General features: G+C 34.2%; 14 protein-coding genes and 2 CRISPR repeat arrays. All 14 genes read left to right on the forward strand.

The window, feature by feature from the left end; all coding sequences use genetic code 11:
- Positions 1 to 92 precede the first annotated feature (92 nt).
- Positions 93 to 1475, forward strand: coding sequence for a glycoside hydrolase family 32 protein (locus tag GH715_RS05390; protein ID WP_153834610.1), 1383 nt, complete (start codon positions 93 to 95; stop codon positions 1473 to 1475).
- A gap of 13 nt (positions 1476 to 1488) precedes the next feature.
- A complete protein-coding gene (locus GH715_RS05395; RefSeq protein WP_153834609.1) occupies positions 1489 to 2358 on the forward strand; it encodes an ROK family protein in 870 nt (289 codons plus the stop codon).
- A 342-nt stretch (positions 2359 to 2700) separates the two neighbouring features.
- Positions 2701 to 3708: an ABC transporter substrate-binding protein gene (locus tag GH715_RS05400; RefSeq protein WP_153834608.1), complete on the forward strand. Its 1008-nt coding sequence runs from the start codon at positions 2701 to 2703 to the stop codon at positions 3706 to 3708.
- Between the two features lie 12 nt (positions 3709 to 3720).
- Complete coding sequence (locus GH715_RS05405) at positions 3721 to 5445, forward strand: ABC transporter permease (protein ID WP_153834607.1); 1725 nt, start codon at positions 3721 to 3723, stop codon at positions 5443 to 5445.
- Positions 5442 to 6527, forward strand: coding sequence for an ABC transporter ATP-binding protein (locus GH715_RS05410; protein ID WP_153834606.1), 1086 nt, complete (start codon positions 5442 to 5444; stop codon positions 6525 to 6527). The genes GH715_RS05405 and GH715_RS05410 overlap by 4 nt, the downstream gene beginning before the upstream one ends.
- Positions 6528 to 6587: 60 nt before the next feature.
- Positions 6588 to 7505 carry an aldo/keto reductase gene (locus tag GH715_RS05415; protein ID WP_153834637.1) on the forward strand — a complete coding sequence of 306 codons (918 nt, stop codon included), beginning with the start codon at positions 6588 to 6590 and terminating at the stop codon, positions 7503 to 7505.
- Between the two features lie 250 nt (positions 7506 to 7755).
- A complete protein-coding gene (cas9, locus tag GH715_RS05420; RefSeq protein ID WP_153834605.1) occupies positions 7756 to 10920 on the forward strand; it encodes a type II CRISPR RNA-guided endonuclease Cas9 in 3165 nt (1054 codons plus the stop codon).
- Positions 10921 to 10937: 17 nt separating this feature from the next.
- A complete protein-coding gene (cas1, locus tag GH715_RS05425) occupies positions 10938 to 11843 on the forward strand; it encodes a type II CRISPR-associated endonuclease Cas1 (RefSeq protein WP_153834604.1) in 906 nt (301 codons plus the stop codon).
- A gap of 13 nt (positions 11844 to 11856) precedes the next feature.
- A complete protein-coding gene (gene cas2, locus GH715_RS05430; protein WP_228760258.1) occupies positions 11857 to 12156 on the forward strand; it encodes a CRISPR-associated endonuclease Cas2 in 300 nt (99 codons plus the stop codon).
- A 12-nt stretch (positions 12157 to 12168) separates the two neighbouring features.
- A complete protein-coding gene (locus GH715_RS05435; RefSeq protein ID WP_153834603.1) occupies positions 12169 to 13182 on the forward strand; it encodes a hypothetical protein in 1014 nt (337 codons plus the stop codon).
- A 16-nt stretch (positions 13183 to 13198) separates the two neighbouring features.
- Positions 13199 to 14487: direct repeats of the CRISPR family, unit length 36 nt; unit sequence GTTTTAGTACTCTGTGTTTTTAGGTAGTAATGAGAC.
- Between the two features lie 106 nt (positions 14488 to 14593).
- Positions 14594 to 15883, forward strand: coding sequence for an IS21 family transposase (istA, locus tag GH715_RS05440; RefSeq protein WP_153834602.1), 1290 nt, complete (start codon positions 14594 to 14596; stop codon positions 15881 to 15883).
- Positions 15876 to 16628, forward strand: a complete 753-nt coding sequence (gene istB, locus GH715_RS05445) for an IS21-like element helper ATPase IstB (protein ID WP_153834601.1) — start codon at positions 15876 to 15878, stop codon at positions 16626 to 16628. The genes istA and istB overlap by 8 nt, the downstream gene beginning before the upstream one ends.
- Before the next feature lie 76 nt (positions 16629 to 16704).
- Positions 16705 to 17335: a CRISPR direct-repeat array (repeat unit 36 nt; unit sequence GTTTTAGTACTCTGTGTTTTTAGGTAGTAATGAGAC).
- A gap of 198 nt (positions 17336 to 17533) precedes the next feature.
- The gene (locus GH715_RS05450; RefSeq protein ID WP_163578468.1) at positions 17534 to 18010 is read left to right on the forward strand and encodes a DUF2975 domain-containing protein; all 477 of its coding nucleotides are present in this window, start codon (positions 17534 to 17536) and stop codon (positions 18008 to 18010) included.
- Positions 18011 to 18984: 974 nt separating this feature from the next.
- Positions 18985 to 21699 carry an AAA domain-containing protein gene (locus GH715_RS05455; protein ID WP_153834600.1) on the forward strand — a complete coding sequence of 905 codons (2715 nt, stop codon included), beginning with the start codon at positions 18985 to 18987 and terminating at the stop codon, positions 21697 to 21699.
- Positions 21700 to 21762: the final 63 nt, after the last annotated feature.

Consider the following 21762-nt stretch of genomic DNA (forward strand, 5'->3'; position numbering starts at 1 on the left):
CAAATAAAAGTTCCATAAGAACGAATCTTACGGGCAAAAAAGAGTCAAATCAAGAAAAAATGTCCACAATAATTTTACAAGGGGATAATCGAATGGATAGAGATCAAGAATTGCGACAGAAAGCACAACAGGAAGTAGAAAAATATCAGATGATCGTCACTTCTGATCCTTACCGACCGACCTATCACATAGCACCGCCAGTAGGTCTTATCAATGATCCAAACGGTTGGATTCAATGGAATGGCATCTATCATCTTTTTTACCAATGGATGCCGTTTGGAACCGAGCATGGGGCTAAATTCTGGGGACATCTCTCATCCACAAACTTAGTGGATTGGAAGCAAGAACCGATCGCTTTAACACCAAGTGAATGGTTTGATAAAGATGGTTGTTACTCGGGAAGTGCCATTTCACATGATGATCAACTCCATCTTTTTTACACTGGTAATGTCAAAACTAATGGTGTTCGGGAAACATACCAATGTTTAGCAACATCTAAAGATGGGATTCATTTTGATAAAAAAGGAGTACAAATTGAACTACCAAATGGTTTCACTGCTCATTTCCGTGATCCAAAGATATGGAGAGAGAACGATAAATTTTATATGGTGATTGGAGCTCAAAAAGAAGATAACACAGGCTCTGTTGTTTGGTATGAATCAGAAGATCTTCAAGACTGGGAGTACAAAGGTATCTTGGCAGATGGATTCGGATATATGTGGGAGTGCCCAGACTTTTTCTCACTAGATGGGCAAGATGTACTGCTTTTTTCCCCACAAGGATTGAGAGCAGAGGGAATCAACTACCGGAATGTCTATCAAAGCGGCTATGTGATCGGGAACTGGAAGGATCATTTTACGTTTGGCGAGTTTACAGAATTAGATCGCGGTTTCGAATTTTATGCACCACAAACCACCCTAGATGAAAAAGGTCGACGTTTGTTATTCGGGTGGATGGGTGTACCTGATCAGAAAGAAGAATATCATCCTACTAAAAAGCATCATTGGATTCATCAATTAACATTACCTAGAGAACTAGAATGGAAGGATGGGGAAATCTGTCAAAAGCCTGTAGAAGAGCTCGTCGAATTACGGGATGAGTTGATCGTTCATGAACTTGGACCTATAGCCAAAACAATTCCGAGAGCGAGCGAAATACTACTAGATGAAATGACAAGCGAAAAAGGATATATTACGATATTCGATTATGCTACAATAGATTTTGATAAAAAAAATCGAACTATCAAACTAACGCGACCAGCATTCGATACTGGTGAAAAAGAAGAACGAGTAGGGATTGTCGAGAATGACATAAACGATATTCGTATTTTTCTAGATCATTCTTCTTTGGAAATATTTATTAATGGCGGGGAACTCGTCTTTACCTCACGTATGTTTGCTAATATTCATCATGCAACATTAGAGGTACAAGCACAAGGTCAGTTGTCATTATGGTCGTTAAAGCAGAAGTTTTAGGGAGGTAACCGTGTTGAAGTTAGGTGCAATTGAAGCTGGAGGAACTAAATTTGTTTTAGCCATAGGTAATGATCAAGGTGACATTCTTGAAAAAGAGGTTATTCCAACAGAACATCCTGATATTACCGTGCCAAAAGTGTTGGCTTTCTTTGAAGGCAAAGGTATCAAACGCCTTGGTCTTGGAGGATTTGGTCCGATTGATATTAATGAAACCAGTCCTGCGTATGGTCAATTACAAAAAACACCAAAAACAGACTGGGTGGATTATCCCTTAGGGGCCAAATTAAAAGAAGGTTTAGGTGTCCCGATCATCATTGATACGGACGTGAACGTAGCAGCAATGTCAGAAGCGAAATGGGGAAATGCCACAGATGTAGATACTTGCTTATATATTACAGTTGGTACTGGTATTGGTGCGGGAGCGTATTTCCATGGACAAACATTAAAAGGATTATCCCATCCGGAAATGGGGCATATTAAAGTCCGTCGTCATCCGGAAGATGCCTATGAAGGTACTTGTCCTTATCATGGTGACTGTCTCGAAGGTGTTGCTGCCGGCCCTTCCTTAGAAAAGAGATGGGGAAAGAAAGGTCATGAACTTGCAGATGATCAAAAAGTCTGGGAAATGGAAGCTTTTTATTTAGCACAAGCATTGACGAGCTATATTTACATTTTATCACCAGAGCGGATTATTATGGGTGGCGGCGTCATGAAACAACAACAACTCTTTCCTTTGATCCGAAGAAATGTTTTAGAAATGCTTAATGGCTATGTCAGTTCACCATATTTAACGGAAAAAGAAATCGATCGTTATATCGTATCACCTGGATTGACGGATGAAGCAGGAGTGAAAGGTGCTTTGTATTTGGCGATGCAGGAATAACCTTATTACTATTTAAGTCATTGTTTAGACCATAATCGAAACTATAATAAAGGGTACAGCCCCTTTATTATAGAAACAGCTATTGATTAGTTTTAGCTGACTGATTTTACTTTCAGTCAGCTTTTTCATCTATGAAATAATTAGCTCCATTGTTTTAAAGAAATGTAAACAAATTTACATTCTCTCGTCAAAACCCCCTCCAACCAGACGATTACCTTATTCTTCCTTTACGCGTACTTAACAAATTCCAAACATTCCGTTTAATTGTTATTAATAGTCAGCCTGTACAATAATCAATACAGACTAATTAACAGACAAACTGTAAAGGAGAGGAATCATACCATGTTTAAATTTAAATCTTCTATAATTTTATTTATGACTTTATTATTACTTGCTGCTTGTTCTGATAGTACATCGGGAGACGGAGAAGAAGCCGGAGTATCAGGTGAATTATCCTTCTATACATCCCAACCTGATGTTGATGCCGAGCAATTAGTGGAAGCTTTTAATCAACAATATCCAGATGTAACTGTTTCTACGTATCGTTCTGGCACGGAAGAGGTAATTAGTAAAGTACAAGCAGAGGCGCAAGCTGGTGATGTACAAGCAGATGTTTTGCTTGTAGCAGATGCAGTAACATTTGAAAGTTTAAAGGAACAAGAAATGCTGCAAGCTTATGAATCGCCTGAATTAGAAGCTATTCCAGATAATTTTGTTGACCCAGATCATATGTATGCTGGAACGAAAGTAATGTCAACGGCAATGGTTGTCAACACCAATAATGTTTCAGAACTGCCAACTTCATGGAATGCTTTAACAGAGGCAACAGATAATTTAGCAATGCCTAGTCCGTTATATTCTGGAGCAGCGGCATATAATTTAGGAGTGTTTACCCGAAATGATCAATTTGGCTGGGAATTTTATGAAAATCTGCAAGCAAATAATCCGACCGTTACCCAAGGAAATGGAGCAGTATTGCAAGCAGTAGCAGATGGCGAAGTTGATTACGGAATGGTTGTAGACTTTATTGTCGCGCGTGCAGAAGCAGAAGGTTCTCCGGTTACATTAGTTTATCCTGATGAAGGGGTTCCAGTTATTACAGAGCCAATTGGTATTATGAAAGATGCGCAAAATCAAGAAGCAGCCCAAGCGTTTGTTGATTTTGTCCTTTCTGAAGAAGGGCAAGAATTAGCAAAGGACATTGGCTATACACCGATCCGTGAAGGTGTTGAGGCACCAGAAGGATTGAAGACTATTGATGAGATGAATGTATTGGATGCAGATATTAAGGAATTGTATCAAGCAAGAGAAGAAGATAAAGAACGTTTTACTGAATTGTTTGGAGAATAGGATGAGTCAAGAATGAAAAATATGTCCAAGGAGATAATGCCGAATCGTGCATTATCTTCTCTGTTTAAGATGAAATTTATTAAAATTATTGCCTTACTGGCGATTATTATTTTCTTTTTAGTACCAGTTTTACGATTGGTTTTGCTAAGTTTTCAAGTAGACAGTCAGCTATCATTGCAAAACTATACCGATATATTACAAGATAGCAAGACTTGGTCTGTATTAACGGATACTATTCTGATCGTCTTAGGTTCCACAACCATTTCGGTAACATTAGGCGTGTTACTGGCATGGCTCGTTGCCTATACAGATATACGTGCAAAGAAATGGATGCAGGTGTTTATTATTTTACCTTTTGTGATCCCGTCTTATATATCGACATTAGCATGGACACAATTTTTAGGTGCAAATGGTCTTTATGGAAAATTAGTATCGGTTCTACCTTTTTCACTAGAACCTATTAATCTATACAGTATGGGTGGGATCATTTTTGTATTGGGGTTTTCTCATTATCCATTAGTGTACTTGCTATCTGTAAGTGTATTTCGCAAGGTACCGCGTGAAGTAGAACAAGCGGCACGTGTATCTGGTGCAAGTGGCTGGAGAACCTTTTTGAAAGTAACGGTACCATTGGCTCTCCCAGGAATAGCGAGTGGTGGTTTCCTAGCTTTTCTTGCTAATCTTGACAATTTTGGTATTCCGGCATTTTTGGGGATACCTGCACAAATTGATGTGTTAAGTACTTATATTTATCAACAAGTAGTTGGCTTTGGGCCGTCAGCATTCCAACGGGCAGCGACACTTTCTGTTTTGCTTGGGATTATTGCTTTATGTGGTACATTGGTGCAATGGCTGTTATTAAAAAAGTCTAAACGTTTGGAGACAACAGTAGAGGACAAAAAGCCTCGCGTGCACCTTGGTAAAGCTAAAAACTTGATAGAGTTGCTATTATGGAGCTTTTTCTTGTTAACGAGTTTAGTACCATTTATTTCGATGTTAATGACTTCTTTATTATCAGCGTATGGATTGGACTTCACATGGGAGAATATTAGCCTAAAAAACTATCAATTTGTCTTAGAAAACAGTCCAAAGGCAAAACGAGCAATCGGAAACAGTTTGCAACTAGCGCTAGTAACCACTATTATTGGCGTGGTAATCGGTACGGCCTTTGCTTATTATCGTGTTCGTAAACCAAATCGTTGGAGTCAATTCTCAGAAATGTCGATTAGTTTACCATATGCATTACCAGGAACCGTAATGGCGTTAGCGATGATTTTTGCTTGGATGGAGCCTGTACCTGGCTGGAATCCAGGTATATACGGATCAGTGATAATACTTTTTATCGCTTATGTTACTAGATTTTTAATTTTGCAGGTAAGGGGAAGTATTACGGCTATTATGCAAGTAGATGTGTCCATGGAAGAAGCGGCAATGGTGAGTGGTTCGAATGGCTGGTCGAAATGGCGAAAAATACTAATTCCACTGTTATTACCGAGTGTACTAAGTGGAGCTTTCTTGGTTTTTCTCACAGCATTAACAGAATTAACAGTATCTTCTTTATTATGGTCAAGTAATAGCGAAACAATCGGTGTAGTTATTTTTAGTTTTGAGCAATCTGGTTATACCACTTACTCAACAGCCTTTTCCAGTTTGATCATCGCTTTAATTTTAATTGGTTTTATCACATTATATGTGCTTCAATACTTTTGGAACAGAAAGGTGGCAAACGTCAAATGACAATAGCAATTAATCAACTAAGTAAAGAATTTGACGGATTTCAAGCACTTAAAAAAATAAATTTGCAAGTACGAGAAGGGGAATTTATTGCGATTTTAGGCCCTTCTGGTTGTGGCAAAACAACATTACTTCGGTTATTAGCAGGTTTTCTATCTCCGAGTGAAGGAGAGATCGTGATCGGTAATAATGCAGTGGGTAATCCGCAGCAAACATTACCACCTGAACATCGAAATATCGGGATGGTCTTTCAATCTTTCGCATTATGGCCGCACTTAAATGTGCAAGAACATATCCGTTTTCCATTAATGCATCATCGATTTGTTAGAAAAGAAATAAAAAAGAATCAACATGAACGAATAAACGAAGTGTTAAAAATGGTGGATTTAGAGGCATTTGCTGAGCGGATGCCTAACGAATTATCTGGTGGACAGAAACAACGTGTGGCATTAGCTCGGGCAATTGCACCTCAACCTGAATTATTATTGATGGATGAACCACTAAGTAATCTAGATGCCGAACTGAGAATGGAAATGCGCAGTGAAATCCAAGCCTTACATCAGTTGACAAAGGCAACGATTGTCTATGTAACACACGATCAAGGTGAAGCATTGGCAATGGCAAACCGCATTGTTGTGATGAACCAAGGGGAGATAGAACAAATCGGTACACCTAGTGACATCTATACGAAACCAGTTTCCCCATTCGTTGCACGTTTTGTAGGAAAAGCCAATTTAGTAGAAGGTGTCTGGAACGAGAAGCATTTTGTCCCTTCGTTAGCTTCCGATATCCGCTGGCCAGATACAGGTGTCGTTTCGGCTATGAAAGAACAAAACATTTATCCAGTACGGCCGGAACAGTTTAGATTATCTAAAGAGAATGAAAGTGGCAGTGGCTTACCTGGACTGATTACTAGTGTACAGTTTCAAGGGAAAGAAATTCACTATACGTTAGAAGTAGCAGACCAAACATGGGCTGTTCATACTGATGTATCACAACGATTTTCTTTAGGCGAAGCGGTATATATTCATCTGTCAGTGCCACGTAATACAGTAACCAAGAACCATCATCATCAAGCAATATAATCGCTTACATTATATCTCTATGCTAAAATGAGACTAGATTGAATAGGAGAGGTGAGAGTGATGAAGAAGCTTGAATTAGGTAACAGTGGTTTGCAAGTTAGTGAAATTTCGTTAGGCTGTATGCGAATGGACCAATTGTCCAAGCAAGATGCAAATCGTGTGATTGAAAATGCGCTAGAACTAGGGATAGACTTTTTTGATCATGCTGATATTTATGGTGGCGGTAAATCAGAAGAAATTTTCGCTGATGCAATTAATATGAACCCATCTATTAGAGAAAAAATGGTGATTCAATCGAAATGTGGGATTCGCGACGGCTTTTTTGATTTTTCCAAAGAACATATTCTTGCCTCAGTGGAAGGCAGTTTAAAAAGATTAAAAACAGATTATTTAGATGTGCTTTTATTACATAGGCCAGATACACTTGTTGAACCAGAAGAAGTGGCAGAAGCATTTAATGAGTTAAAGCAAAGTGGAAAGGTTCGCCACTTCGGGGTAAGTAATCAAAATCCGACCCAAATCGAATTACTAAAAAAATATGTTGAGCAAGACTTAGTAGCTAACCAGCTGCAATTAAGCTTGATGTTTACACCAATGATCGATGCGGGTCTAAATGTAAATATGGAGCATGATCCAGCGATTGTTCGCGATGGAGGAGTGTTGGATTACAGTCGTCTTCATAATATGACGATCCAGCCATGGTCCCCATTCCAACATGGTTTCTTTGAAGGTGTATTCGTTGATAATGATCAATTCCCTGTATTAAATGAAAAATTACAAGAGTATGCAGAGAAAAAGGGTGTCACGAAATCAGCGATTGCAATAGCATGGATCTTACGTCATCCAGCTAGATTGCAGCCTATTGTAGGTACTATGAATCCAGAACGCCTGCAAAATATTGCGAAAGCATCAGAAGTAAATCTGACAAGAGAAGAATGGTATGACTTGTATCGGATTGCGGGGAATAAGTTGCCGTAAGGGCTTGACAAAAAAACAAGAAAATGGTAAATTGTAAATGTCTCAAATATAACCGACGGGTTGTATTACTACCAAAAAACACAGAACCTACTAAAATAAGGCCTTAGTGCCGGAATTGACTCTAGTAGGGTCTAAAAAAATCACTTATCTTTTAAGATAAGTGATTTTTTTGTATATTTTTGCCAAAACAATAGTAAAAAAGTCCGATTTTGGTTATAATGGACTAAATTGTATTTGGGAGGTATATTCTATGAATCGACCATATGTATTAGGTTTAGATATTGGAATTGGATCAGTTGGTTGGGGAATAATTGATCAAAATCAAAATATTATTGATGCTGGAGTTCGTTTGTTTCCAGAAGCAGACAAAACCTTTAATGAAAGCCGTCGTAGTTACCGTGGAACAAGAAGGCTATTAAGAAGGAGACGTCATCGAATAGAAAGGGTTTACCAATTGTTGGATAATCATAGGTTATGGAGAAAAGAAGATAGAATAGATTACCGAAATCATAAGGAAACCCCTTATCATATTCGAGTAAAAGGATTGACGGAACCGTTATCAAATGAAGAATTAGCGATTGCATTAATTCATTTAGCTAAAAGAAGAGGGATACATAACTTAGATGTTGCAGAAGATGATAAAACTAGTAAAAATGAGTTATCTACATATGAACAGATTAAAAGGAACAAAAAGTTATTAGATAATAAATATATATGTGAGATTCAGATGGAGAGATTAGAGAAAGAAGGACAAATACGCGGCCATCGAAATCGTTTTCAAACCGCAGATTACGTAAAAGAAGCTAAAAAGATATTAGAAACACAGAAGTCTTTTAATAAACAAGTGACAGGTAAGTTAATTGAGAGTTATATAGACCTACTAGAAAATAGACGTGAATATTATGATGGACCAGGATATGGTAGTGAATATGGTTGGGATCAAGATATTAAAAAATGGTACGAAAATATGATGGGAAAGTGTAGTTATTTTCCTGATGAATTAAGAGCTGTTAAGGAGTCTCATTCTGCACAACTTTTTAATTTATTAAATGATTTAAATAATCTCATTTTGAATCGAGAAGAAAATACAAAATTAACTAAAGAAGAAAAAGAATTGTTGATTGAAAATCAATTTAAACAATATAAATCAGTTACTTTAAAACGTATAGCAAAAGAACTAAAAGTAGATGAACACGATATAAAGGGATTTCGTATCGACACGAAAGGAAAGGCTTTATTGACTTCTTTATCTACTTATCATGACATTAAAAAAATAACTAGTAAGCCAAATATTTTAGAATCAATCGATACATTAGATAAAATTGCAGAATTAGCTACCATCTTTCAGTCTAAAAATGATGTCAAACAAGAACTTGTAAGAATTGGTTTTCCTTTAAATGAAGAAGAAATTGAGCAAATAAGCGATCTGAATTATAGTGGAACGCATTCTTTAAGCTTGAAAATGATAAATCAACTATTACCAGATCTTTGGGAAACTTCTAAGAATCAAATACAATTAATTACGGAAAGAGGTTATAAACCTAAGGATGTAAATTATGAAAATAAAACATACATTCCTTATTCCCAAATAGATGAATACATCCTTTCTCCAGTAGTAAAACGATCCTTTAAGCAAACGGTCCGAATTATCAATGCAGTTATAAAAAAATATGGAGTTCCAAGTGAGATCGTTGTCGAATTAGCGCGTGAAAAGAATAGTGATGATAAAAAGAAATTTCTAAATGATTTGAATAAAAGGAATGCAACGATTATTCAGCAAGTTCGAGAAAAGTTAGATGCAATGGATCTAAGTCCTTCAAAAGGTTTATTTAATATGCTTAGATTATGGCACTTACAAGATGGTCTTTGTATGTACTCTATTGAACCAATTCCAATAGAAGATTTAATGAACAATCCCCAACATTATGAAATTGATCATATTATACCTAGATCTGTTTCATTTGACGACTCTCAAAATAACAAAGTATTAGTACGAAAAGAAGAAAACCAACAGAAAGGAAACCTTACACCATTTCAATATTTTCGATCAAATAAAACATCTGTAACTTATGAAAAATTCAAGGCAAATGTTTTGCAATTAGCAAAGTCTTCGCAAAAAGTATCTCGTAAGAAAAAAGAATATTTACTGGAAGAACGTGATATAAACAAGTTTTCGGTACAAAAAGATTTTATCAATCGAAACTTGGTGGACACAAGATATGCTACTAGGGAAATTTTGAATACATTACAACAATTTTTTGTGGCAAATAACCAAAATGTAAAAATCAAATCTATAAATGGATCGTTTACTAACTATTTAAGAAAATTATGGGATTTTAATAAGGATCGTGGTGCAGATTTCAAGCACCATGCGGAAGATGCTTTAATTGTTGCAATGGCAAATCATATATTTGAGTATAAAAAATCTTTTAAAGCGGATCACTTAGTTTATGCAAATGATAACATGCTTGATGCAGAAACTGGTGAAGTTTTATCTGAAGATCAATTTAATGCAGCTTTTACAGAAAAGATTAATAAGATTAAAGCTATCAAAAACTATAAAGGTTATAAATATTCTCATAAAGTTGACATGAAACCTAATCGTCAGTTAATGAATGACACTTTGTTTTCAACAAGGGTTAAAGATGATCAAGAATATGTAATCAATAAAATTAAGGATATTTACGATGCAGATAATGATAAATTGAAAAAGATAATGAATAAAAACCCTGAAGATTTATTGATGTATCAACATGATAAACAAACATATGAAAAATTAGAACGTATTTTTGAGCAATATAGTGAAGTGAAAAATCCATTACAACAATTTTATAAGGAAACAGGTGAATATTTAACAAAATATAGTAAAAAAGGTAATGGTCCAGTTGTTAAATCAATAAAATATTATGGCATTAAGTTAAGTGAATATCATGATTTGTCTGATAAATTTAATCCCAAAAATAAAAAAGTAATAACTCTATCTATTAAACCATTAAGAATGGATGTCTATTTTGAAAATGGGTTATACAAGTTTATAACAATACGCTATAACGACCTAAAGGAAAATAAAAACGGCTATAATATTAACAGGGAAATATATGAACAGAAGCTAAAAGAGAAAAAAATAAACTCAAAAGAGAATTTTGTTTTTAGCTTGTATAAGAACGATATCATGGAGATTAATGGTGAGGAACTAAGGTTAATAGGAGTGAACAATGATAAATTAAATAGAATTGAAGTTAATACTGTAAACTATGAATACAAAGAATATTGTGAAAAGCACAATATAAAAAATAAAAGACTTATTAAAACAATATCAAGAAATACAACACATTTCGTCAAGTTGGCAACTGATGTATTGGGGAACAAGTATATTATTAATAATGAAAAATTGAAATTCTCTTTTTATAAATAAAGAAGGAGCTGATATGGTTGGGATGGAGGATCATTCATATTACTAATGTAGATCAGTTGTCATTACAGTTGGATAATTTGAAGGTAAAGAAATCAGATGATGAATTAAAAATACCTTTACGTGATATTTTTGCAATAATAATAGAAGACCTTACCTGTAAATTAACAAGTCGACTAATGATTGAGTTATCTAAAAATAATATTCTAGTATTGTTATGCAACCAAAAGTATTTACCCGAATGCGTAATACAACCAGTAACTGGGCACGCGCTACAATTTCGACAAATGATGAAACAGTTAAACTGGACACACGATTTAAAAGGTATATTGTGGAAGGAAATTATTCAAAGAAAAATAATCAATCAAGCAGAAGTAATGCGTAGGAATTACATTGAAAAAAATAGAATTGCAAAATTAAATGAATTAGCTACTAAAGTTGAAAATCAGGATACAAGTAACGTGGAAGGGCAAGCTGCTAGAATCTATTTTAATAGCTTTTTCGATGAAAATTATACGAGAAGTAATCAAAATTACATCGAAAATGCAGCACTTAATTATGGTTATGCTATTGCTCACTCTGCAATAGCACGAACTATAGTTGCTAAAGGACTTATTTCTGGGCTCGGTATATATCATAGAGGGGAGAGAAACCCACATAATTTAGCATCAGATATTATAGAACCATTTCGACCAATCATCGATTACTTTGTGGTAAAACACCCACCTGATGGCTATTTAACAAAAGATTATCGTATTCAGCTAATTAATTTGTTACATTCGAAAATTGTAATAAATAATAAAATGCAAACGTTTATAAGAGCAATTGAAATTTCGATAGACTCCTTTTTAGAATTCTTTGAAACTGGTAAGTCAGAAAAGATTCAATTACCCAGTCTAGAAAAACTAGTCCTACATGAGTCTTAGATTTGTGAGAGTAATGATAATGTTTGATTTACCAGTAGAAACAAAAAAACAAAGGAGAACATATACGAAATTTCGTAAAGAACTAATTAGACATGGATTTTTAATGATGCAGTACTCTATTTATGTTAAGTCGTGTTTAAATAAAGAAGCGGCTGAAGGTACTATTAACTTGGTGAAACGCTTTCTGCCGCGGGACGGTCATGTAAGATCAATTATTATTACAGAAAAACAATTTGAAAAAATGAGTGTTCTAGTTGGTGAAGAGGATAAAAATTTAGATATACTAGGCGAAAATAGAACGATAGAATTTTAAGGTGGTGTATTTTTGGAACTACGATTATTAGTTCGTAGAGATATTGATGATTATCATATTAATATAAGTCAGTACAGTTCTTTGTTTGTCAATTACACAACTGATGAAAGATCACTTATCCAACCCTTAATAGAATATTTTCAACCAAAAAGTAAAGTAAAAAATGAATTAAGGATACTTGATATTGATAATGATTATGAAGAATTATCTACTTCTCGATATCATGCTATTACATTTACAAATGATGCATTATTGGAAGAAACAAAACTGGGTTCTAAATCCTTGTTGAAAGGACAGGTGAAACATAGCTTTTTAAATAATGTTGAAGCGGACGGATATATTAACAATATTAATGTATTACTTGAAGACTTAGTAGAACAATCTATATCTGAGTTACCAGTAAGGCCGAAACTACTAACTTATGATTCGATAATAAAATTACTTGAAATAGACCTTGGTTTAAACATGCTAAATGAGACAAATCAATTTATGCATCAAAACAAACTATTGTTACCGATATTGAATAGATATTTACTCAATAATTTAAAACAACCTGGTATTGTATTTTTCTTCTATCCCGAAACTTATTTGAGTCCAAGAGAACAAAAAGAAATGTATGAATTATTACAAATATTCAGTAAAACAATACCTGTATTTGTTATAACTAAATCAAAGCAATTTTTAACTAGAGAAATGTCAGGAATGAATTACTTTATTCAAAGTAAGCAGATATTTAGCAGTAATTTTATTGAAGAATTAGAGTGGAATAGTCCAGTTAATTTTGATTATTCAGCCCTTCAGCAAAGTATAATGTCAATTTTATATAGGTATGCTGATGTTTTTGAGTTGAAACCCGAGTTATCAAACTTTGAGGATGCTGAGGTGGTACTATTTAGATCTATAGATTTGTATGTATTTAGCTCACTTATGTATAAAATGAAATATAAATTTTCACTAAATCTAGATGGTAACCAAATGTATAAGCCGGTTTATGAGTATATAATGGAACTTTATGAAAAAGTTTGATATATTTTCATTAGAGGTTTTAGTACTCTGTGTTTTTAGGTAGTAATGAGACGCAGGTATTTGCCATTGTTGCATTACTCTAGTTTTAGTACTCTGTGTTTTTAGGTAGTAATGAGACGTTTCTTGACGTTGCATTCGTTTCAATGCGTTTTAGTACTCTGTGTTTTTAGGTAGTAATGAGACATGAATCGTGATGGGTTCACTTTACTAGTAGTTTTAGTACTCTGTGTTTTTAGGTAGTAATGAGACATAACCAAGTTCTTCTCGTCCTTTTGTTTGGTTTTAGTACTCTGTGTTTTTAGGTAGTAATGAGACAATGTAGTAATGGAGTATGCGAATAGTATAGTTTTAGTACTCTGTGTTTTTAGGTAGTAATGAGACCAAGTATCGCAGAGTATCGAACCTGTATGGGTTTTAGTACTCTGTGTTTTTAGGTAGTAATGAGACCAGGTAAGGATCACACAGGTGTCGTGTATAGTTTTAGTACTCTGTGTTTTTAGGTAGTAATGAGACCAAGTATCGCAGAGTATCGAACCTGTATGGGTTTTAGTACTCTGTGTTTTTAGGTAGTAATGAGACCAGGTAAGGATCACACAGGTGTCGTGTATAGTTTTAGTACTCTGTGTTTTTAGGTAGTAATGAGACCTCTCCAAAAATAAAACGCCTTTCCGATAAGTTTTAGTACTCTGTGTTTTTAGGTAGTAATGAGACCCGGCTTGAATATTTGGCGCTCCTCGTCGGGTTTTAGTACTCTGTGTTTTTAGGTAGTAATGAGACTCCGGATTAGGATCATCGGTGCCACTATCAGTTTTAGTACTCTGTGTTTTTAGGTAGTAATGAGACGACGATTTAAAAACAAAAGCAACTGGTAACGTTTTAGTACTCTGTGTTTTTAGGTAGTAATGAGACGAATTCATAGAATATAAGATTTAAAGGAGGGTTTTAGTACTCTGTGTTTTTAGGTAGTAATGAGACGAATTCATAGAATATAAGATTTAAAGGAGGGTTTTAGTACTCTGTGTTTTTAGGTAGTAATGAGACAAAGATTGCAGAATTTAAGCATCATACATTGTTTTAGTACTCTGTGTTTTTAGGTAGTAATGAGACTATATCGAATAATTTTTGTCCTAAATGTTTGTTTTAGTACTCTGTGTTTTTAGGTAGTAATGAGACCTCTCCAAAAATAAAACGCCTTTCCGATAAGTTTTAGTACTCTGTGTTTTTAGGTAGTAATGAGACTTCACAGCTACCCACAAATTATATTTATTTGTTTTAGTACTCTGTGTTTTTAGGTAGTAATGAGACGAAGAAGTAGAAATATATAAATGCTAGTTTATAAATGTACATAAATGATCATTTAAGAATGTACAACCCTGACCGATAAATGCATACTTAATTTGAGGTGAGGAGAATGCATTTATCGATTAATTTAACAACTGACTTTAAAGTGGATAGTCTGACAGACTTATCCAAATATAAACTAATGATGGAGAGTCTTGGGATGAAAATTAATAAGAGTGAACTAGCACGGCAACTAAAAGTCGATCGACGAACAGTTGATAAGTATTTAAATGGATATGTTCCTAGTAAGTCCAGAAGGAGGAAATCTAAAATAGATGATTATTATGGCGTGATATCCCTTCTTCTTTCAGAAGATTCACCGCAAGTCTTTTATTATAAGAGGGTGTTGTGGCAGTACTTAACAGATAATCATGGATTAGATTGCTCACAATCTCGTTTTAGAAGTTATATATCTAGTAAACCCGAGTTTCAATCTTATTTTTCCAACGGAAAACGAACACCTTCAGCTAAACCGGTGTTGAGATTTGAAACCCCACCTGGAGAACAAGCTCAATTTGATTGGAAAGAAAATATAAAGTATATCACACGGGATGGAGAAATTATCTATGTGAATGTTGCGGTTTTATTATTATCACATTCTCGGTTCAAAGCTTTTTACCTGACGCTATCTAAATCACAGAGTGTTCTCATGTCTTTTCTTACCGAAACCTTTGAGTCATTAGGTGGCGTACCTAAAATACTACTAACAGATAACATGAAAACTGTTATGGATCATCCGAGAACATCTTATTCAAAAGGTGTGGTCAACGAACGTTTTGATCATTTTTCAAAGGATTTCGGATTTAACCTTAAACCATGTGAAGCAGGTAAACCACAAACGAAAGGAAAAGCCGAAAATGTCATGAAATTATTGGATGAAATTCATGCTTATCAAGGTCAATTAAACTATGAAGAGTTACATGAATTTGTACAATCCTTAAGTGAACGTGCTAATTATAGCTACCACCAAGGAACAGGAAAAATTCCTATATTGGCTTTTAAACAAGAAAAGAATCTCCTACAGCCCCTACCCAGGAAGTCTATAAGAGATTCATATAAAATCGTTCATAAACTTGTAAAGGTTAATCCATCGAGCATGATTACTTATCAAAGTAACCAGTATTCAGTCCCACCTGAATACAAAGGAAAAACCGTTGGTTTACAAATTTATGATAACCATATACATGTTTATTATAACACGGCCTTAATCGCTAGACATCCCATTAGTCAAATGAAACTGAATTATGATCCATCACACTATGAAAAAGTTTTATCTATGAATACGCATGAAGGTATTGATACGGATGATTGGTCAAAAAGAAATTTAGAGGCTATTGGGGAGGTCTATAAAGATGAATAGTAGTTACCAGCAACTCGTTAAAAATCTCGAATATTTGAAGCTAAAACAAATGCATGAACATCTTGATGACATTATTGATACAGCAGTATCTAACCAACAATCTTTTGTCGAAACGCCCGTTAAGTGGACAAACCATGAAATAGATCGACGTGAGCAAAATATGGTACGTTCCATGGTCAAAGTCGCAGCTTTTCCTCACTTGAAGGAGGTGAAGGATTTTGACTTTGAGTTTCAACCGTCGGTTAATAAACAACAGATACTAGACTTTACTACATTACGATTTATCGAAGATAAAGAAAACATCGTTTTTCTGGGACCAAGTGGAGTTGGTAAAACACATTTGGCGACATCGATTGGAATAGCTGCAGCTAAGAATCGTAACAGTACTTATTTCATTAAATGTCATGAACTCATTCAGCACCTAAAAAAAGCACGGGCCGAGAATAGATTGGAAGCTCGCTTAAAACATTACAGGAAATATAAACTATTAATTATTGATGAGATAGGGTACCTTCCTATTGATCAAGAAGATGCCAAACTCTTCTTCCAACTCATTGATATGAGGTACGAGAAGAAAAGCACCATCCTGACCACCAATGTTAATTTCAAGCAGTGGGATGAGGTCTTTCAAGATTCCAAACTCGCTAATGCCATTTTAGATCGAGTTTTACACCACGCTACAGTGGTAAATATCATAGGTGATTCTTACAGAATCAAAGATCATTTGGATAAAGAAAATGATTAAAATTGTACATTCTTAAACAGTCAAAACTGTACATAATTAACTTGACATTTATATAGAAATAAACGTTGATGGTCTTGTTTTAGTACTCTGTGTTTTTAGGTAGTAATGAGACAACATGGTTGATGGGTTAGAGATAGATGTTGTTTTAGTACTCTGTGTTTTTAGGTAGTAATGAGACAAAACTGAATTAGTGGAGGAAGATAAGCAGGTTTTAGTACTCTGTGTTTTTAGGTAGTAATGAGACAACATGGTTGATGGGTTAGAGATAGCTGTTGTTTTAGTACTCTGTGTTTTTAGGTAGTAATGAGACGATCAGACAGGAAGATGCTTTAAAAGATAGGTTTTAGTACTCTGTGTTTTTAGGTAGTAATGAGACACCATGGTTGATGGGTTAGAGATAGCTGTTGTTTTAGTACTCTGTGTTTTTAGGTAGTAATGAGACGATCAGACAGGAAGATTCTTTAAAAGATAGGTTTTAGTACTCTGTGTTTTTAGGTAGTAATGAGACTACCCCATTTAATTATTGGTAGGCAAGGAAGTTTTAGTACTCTGTGTTTTTAGGTAGTAATGAGACCGATGAACGTATCGGATTTGACCAAGAAGTGTTTTAGTACTCTGTGTTTTTAGGTAGTAATGAGACAATGTATAATCAATAGCATATCTGATAATCAGTTTTAGTACTCTGTGTTTTTAGGTAGTAATGAGCTACCATCATATCTTTAATGCTTTTTGAATAGTTTTTAGAGCATTTCTTTACAAAAAAGGAATGCTCTTTTTTATATCTTTAATATGTGTAATTTATATTTATCACAATAAAAAAATAACAAAAAACAGTAATTTTTTATTGGTAAACGATAAAAATATGCTATAATTCAAATGAAGAATAATGAAATGAGGTGCTTTTTGTGAAACAAGGTTCAACGCTTTTTTTAAAGATAGCTGTTCTATTTATTGGAATTCCAGTTCTAGCTTTGTGTCTATTTGGATTAGTTCAGTTAGCTAATAATCCAGTAAATCCCGATTATGCTCATTTACTATATCCTATTGTAATAGGGATGTATGTATCAGCGATTCCATTTTACATGGCATTGTATTGGGCTTTTAGACTTTTAATCTATATTGATAAAAACAAAGCTTTCTCGCAAATATCTGTTAAAGCTTTAAAGAATATAAAAAATTGTGCTATCACAATCAGCAGCTTGTATGTCGTTATCATTCCGTTCGTTTACCTTGTGGCAGAGAAAGATGATGCTCCAGGTCTTATCATATTCGGAATGGTCCCTATCTTTGCTTCCATGGTAATCGCTGTATTTGCTGCAGTTTTACAACGACTTTTACAAGAAGCAATAGATATAAAATCGGAAAATGATTTAACAGTCTGAGGTGATAACAATAGCAATTAACATCCATGTTGATTCATCCAATCGAAGATTTCCTAATGATAGATATAAATGAATTACTTCGTGAAGAGAGCTTTTAAAAGGTGATAGCTTTTCGATTTTGGTGATGGATTCGGACTAAGCTCAGAAGCTAAGAAGTGGGGACTAAACAGACGCTAACTTTCCCTGATTGAAGTCTCATTTTATATAAACTTTAGACAGTCGTGGTAGAAGAACCAAGGCTGTTTTTTATTGTCTAGGAAATTATAAATTTTTCGGATGTGGATAATATGTCGGCGACCTGTCTAGTCACGTCCAGCTTCGAGCGCCAAAAACTAAGCGACTTCACGAATCGCCCTACGATAAGTCATCATCGGTTCGTAAAACTCACCGTGATTCCTTTATCTCAGTTGATCCTGAAGTCGCAACGTTTTTAAGCGGGCGCACTGCGCTTTTGTTCAGAAGCGTGCTCAGCAAGCCGTTAATTGCAAGTTGGTGAACGTCCAACGCAGAGACGATTGGTAGCTGACGAGCAATTGATAGAAGAGAAATTTAGCATTTATACTTTTGGTAGAAATGGTATAATTATACTATATGAGAGGGAGTAATGATGATAGGCTCTCTATTCTGTACAAGTAAAGTTGGAAAATGATTTGGCGATCGTTATTTTTTGAACGTTATCCTGTATAAGTGATATTCATAAGGCAATTCCCAATCTAGTACCTTCGTTTGGGCTACTAAAGGGAAATTTGTGAGACCTTTGAAGAATAATGAAGAATTTAGATTTTGTTAATTAAATGCTAATGTAGATTTCAACTGTGCGGTTCTCAAGTGGATTACAAGGTTATCACTAACTTATGTTAGTAGAAAAGAATTAGACCATAAATCCACTTTTGTAGATAAGAAACTAAATAATGATAGTTATGAAAACTTAATATTGCAATACTTCTGAGAGCTAGAAAAAGGAGTAATGAGATATGGACACTGAAAAATATTTAGTATTGGTAAAAGGTGAAGATAAAACAGATCAGCTTGAATTTTGTAGACAGAATCATTCTCAGTGGGAAGTGAAATATAAGAATAACCAAAAAGTCTATATGTACAAGCAACAAAATGTTCAATTTTTAAGTGAACCTCGAGTGTTAGAACTGCAGAATCATTTAATTTACCATCAGGATCGTCTTCTAAGTAATATAAGTCATATGTTAGACTTTGGAGAGAAAGTAAAATTAGTTTTCCAAAATGGTTTTAAAAAAATGTACGTGAGAAATGAACTACACATAGAAGAATCAGAAACGACTAATAGTAATAGCAAAAAGGTGTTGAATTACCTTAGAGAACTTGCTCAGAAGATGACTACAAAGGATGAGGAAGAATCTTTTCTGAAAAAACAATTTAATAAGCTCGTACTAGTTAGCCCTCAAAGTGTGCTGGCTACTTACTTAGGTAAAAAAGATATCAAACAAAGAAAACTGGCAGATCAGTTAATTTTTCCATTTGGATTTAATGAGAGTCAAAAACAAGCTACGGAAAAGGCCTTCAATAATCAATTAAGCATTATCGAAGGCCCACCAGGTACGGGGAAAACACAGACTATTTTAAACATCATTGCTAACGCTATTTTTAATAACAAAACAGTAGCAGTAGTATCTAATAATAACTCTGCTACGTCTAATATAAGAGAAAAATTACAAAAATATGAGTTAGAATTTATTAGCGCTTATTTAGGTAACAAGGAAAACAAGGAGACATTCTTTAATAATCAAACCGGAAACTACCCTAATATGGAAACTTGGCCCCTTGAAGAAGAGACAATCAAAAGTTTAAAAAGTAGGTTAAAGGAACAACAAAAAAGTTTAGGTGTAATGTTACATTTTCAAAATGAAAAAGCGAAATTACAGCAACAGTTATCTGATTTCGAGGTAGAGAAAAGATATTTTAACGAATACTACGAAGCTACTAACATTTCGTTTAACTTCAGGAGGTTATCTAGACTGAAGGCAGACAAAATACTAAAAATGTTAGTCGAATATGAAAGTCAATTAGAGAAGGGAAAACTTAGTTTATCTTATAAATTGTTTAATGTTATTAAGTATCGCTTCTTCAATTTTAGCTTCTACAAAGCGCCGTCTGAAGAAATCACAGCATATCTACAGAAATTATATTATGAATTGAAAATATCTGAATTAAAAAACTTAATAGAAGAATTAACCGATCAAATACAAGACTATGATTTTAAGAACGCTATGCAAGAATATAGTGAAGTATCAATGGATTTATTTAAAGCAAGTCTACAGAAAAGGTATAACAATGTTAAAAAAAGGACAATATTTAATCCAAATATTTTATGGACAGATTTCAACGAATTTATGAAGGAGTATCCAGTTATTTTAAGCACAACTCATTCACTTCGAAACTGCTCAAGTAATCATCTATTCGACTATGTGCTTATCGATGAAGCTTCCCAAGTAGATATTGTGACAGGATCTTTAGCTTTATCAAGTGCTAAAAATGCCGTTATCGTAGGAGATTTAAAACAATTACCTAATGTAGTTACAGATGATATAAAAGAACAAACAGATAAAATTTATGCCACTTACCAATTACCTAACGCTTATAAGTATGCAGAGTATTCTTTGTTAGCTTCGATTGATGGGCTATTTAAAAATGTACCCAAAACATTGCTAAGAGAACATTATCGTTGTCATCCAAAAATAATCAACTTTTGCAATCAAAAGTTTTATAACAATGAATTGATTATTCTTACAGAAGAAGAACCACACACTAATCCTTTGTTATTATATAAAACAGTAAAAGGAAATCATGCAAGAGGTACCGTTAATCAAAGGCAAATAGATGTGATTAAAGAAGAAATAATTCCAGAAGTAACTAAAGGAAATGAGGGATCGTTAGGGATAATTTCTCCTTTTCGTAAGCAAGTAGATTCTATTCATACTACGATTAATGACGAGGAAATGGAAGTTGATACGGTACATAAATATCAAGGACGAGAAAAAAGCATTATTATTTTATCTACTGTTTTAAACAACATGCGTAGTAATGATTTTGCTGATGATGATAATTTAATTAATGTTGCTATTTCGAGAGCTGTTGATCAATTAGTCGTTGTGACAGCAGATAGTGGGGAGAACTGGCACAGAACCAATATAGGTGATCTTATAAAGTATATTAAATATAACAACTTTGAGATAAGAGAAAGTAAAATATATTCTGTCTTTGATCTATTATATAAGAACTATGCCAATGAGTTAGCGGAAATGGAGAAAGGAATCCGCAGTGTATCCGCAAATAAATCTGAGAATTTAATTAATCATTTGTTAGAACAACTTTTAAGGGGAGATTCATTCCAAAGTTTAGATTTTATTATGCATCAACCACTAAGAATGTTGATTAAGGATACGGAGCTGTTATCTCATGATGAATATACATTTGCTATGAATATATTAACACACACAGATTTTTTAATCTTTAATAAAATGGACAAATCACCCGTTCTAGTTATTGAGGTGGATGGACATGCCTTCCATGAAGAGAATAAGAAGCAATTAAAGCGAGATGAAATGAAGGATCAAATCTTACAAAAATACGAAATACCAGTATTAAGATTAAAAACTACTGGTAGTAGAGAAAAGCAAGTGATTCAAGAAAAACTTAAAGATATATTGAATTGAAGTTTTAAGATATAAGTATTTGAGCACAAGTGACAAATACTTATAAGAATTCTGAACAAGAAA

This window comes from Gracilibacillus thailandensis (assembly GCF_010994055.1).
In the GTDB taxonomy this organism is placed as follows: domain Bacteria; phylum Bacillota; class Bacilli; order Bacillales; family Amphibacillaceae; genus Gracilibacillus; species Gracilibacillus lacisalsi.

What these genes read in the sequence shown, in the direction of transcription:
- cas2 (WP_228760258.1), top strand. Translation starts at nt 11,857, where the DNA reads ATGATAATGTTTGATTTACCAGTAGAAACAAAAAAACAAAGGAGAACA.
- cas9 (WP_153834605.1), top strand. Translation starts at nt 7,756, where the DNA reads ATGAATCGACCATATGTATTAGGTTTAGATATTGGAATTGGATCAGTT.
- GH715_RS05410 (WP_153834606.1), top strand. Translation starts at nt 5,442, where the DNA reads ATGACAATAGCAATTAATCAACTAAGTAAAGAATTTGACGGATTTCAA.
- istB (WP_153834601.1), top strand. Translation starts at nt 15,876, where the DNA reads ATGAATAGTAGTTACCAGCAACTCGTTAAAAATCTCGAATATTTGAAG.
- GH715_RS05390 (WP_153834610.1), top strand. Translation starts at nt 93, where the DNA reads ATGGATAGAGATCAAGAATTGCGACAGAAAGCACAACAGGAAGTAGAA.
- GH715_RS05405 (WP_153834607.1), top strand. Translation starts at nt 3,721, where the DNA reads ATGAAAAATATGTCCAAGGAGATAATGCCGAATCGTGCATTATCTTCT.
- GH715_RS05455 (WP_153834600.1), top strand. Translation starts at nt 18,985, where the DNA reads ATGGACACTGAAAAATATTTAGTATTGGTAAAAGGTGAAGATAAAACA.
- GH715_RS05415 (WP_153834637.1), top strand. Translation starts at nt 6,588, where the DNA reads ATGAAGAAGCTTGAATTAGGTAACAGTGGTTTGCAAGTTAGTGAAATT.
- GH715_RS05400 (WP_153834608.1), top strand. Translation starts at nt 2,701, where the DNA reads ATGTTTAAATTTAAATCTTCTATAATTTTATTTATGACTTTATTATTA.
- istA (WP_153834602.1), top strand. Translation starts at nt 14,594, where the DNA reads ATGCATTTATCGATTAATTTAACAACTGACTTTAAAGTGGATAGTCTG.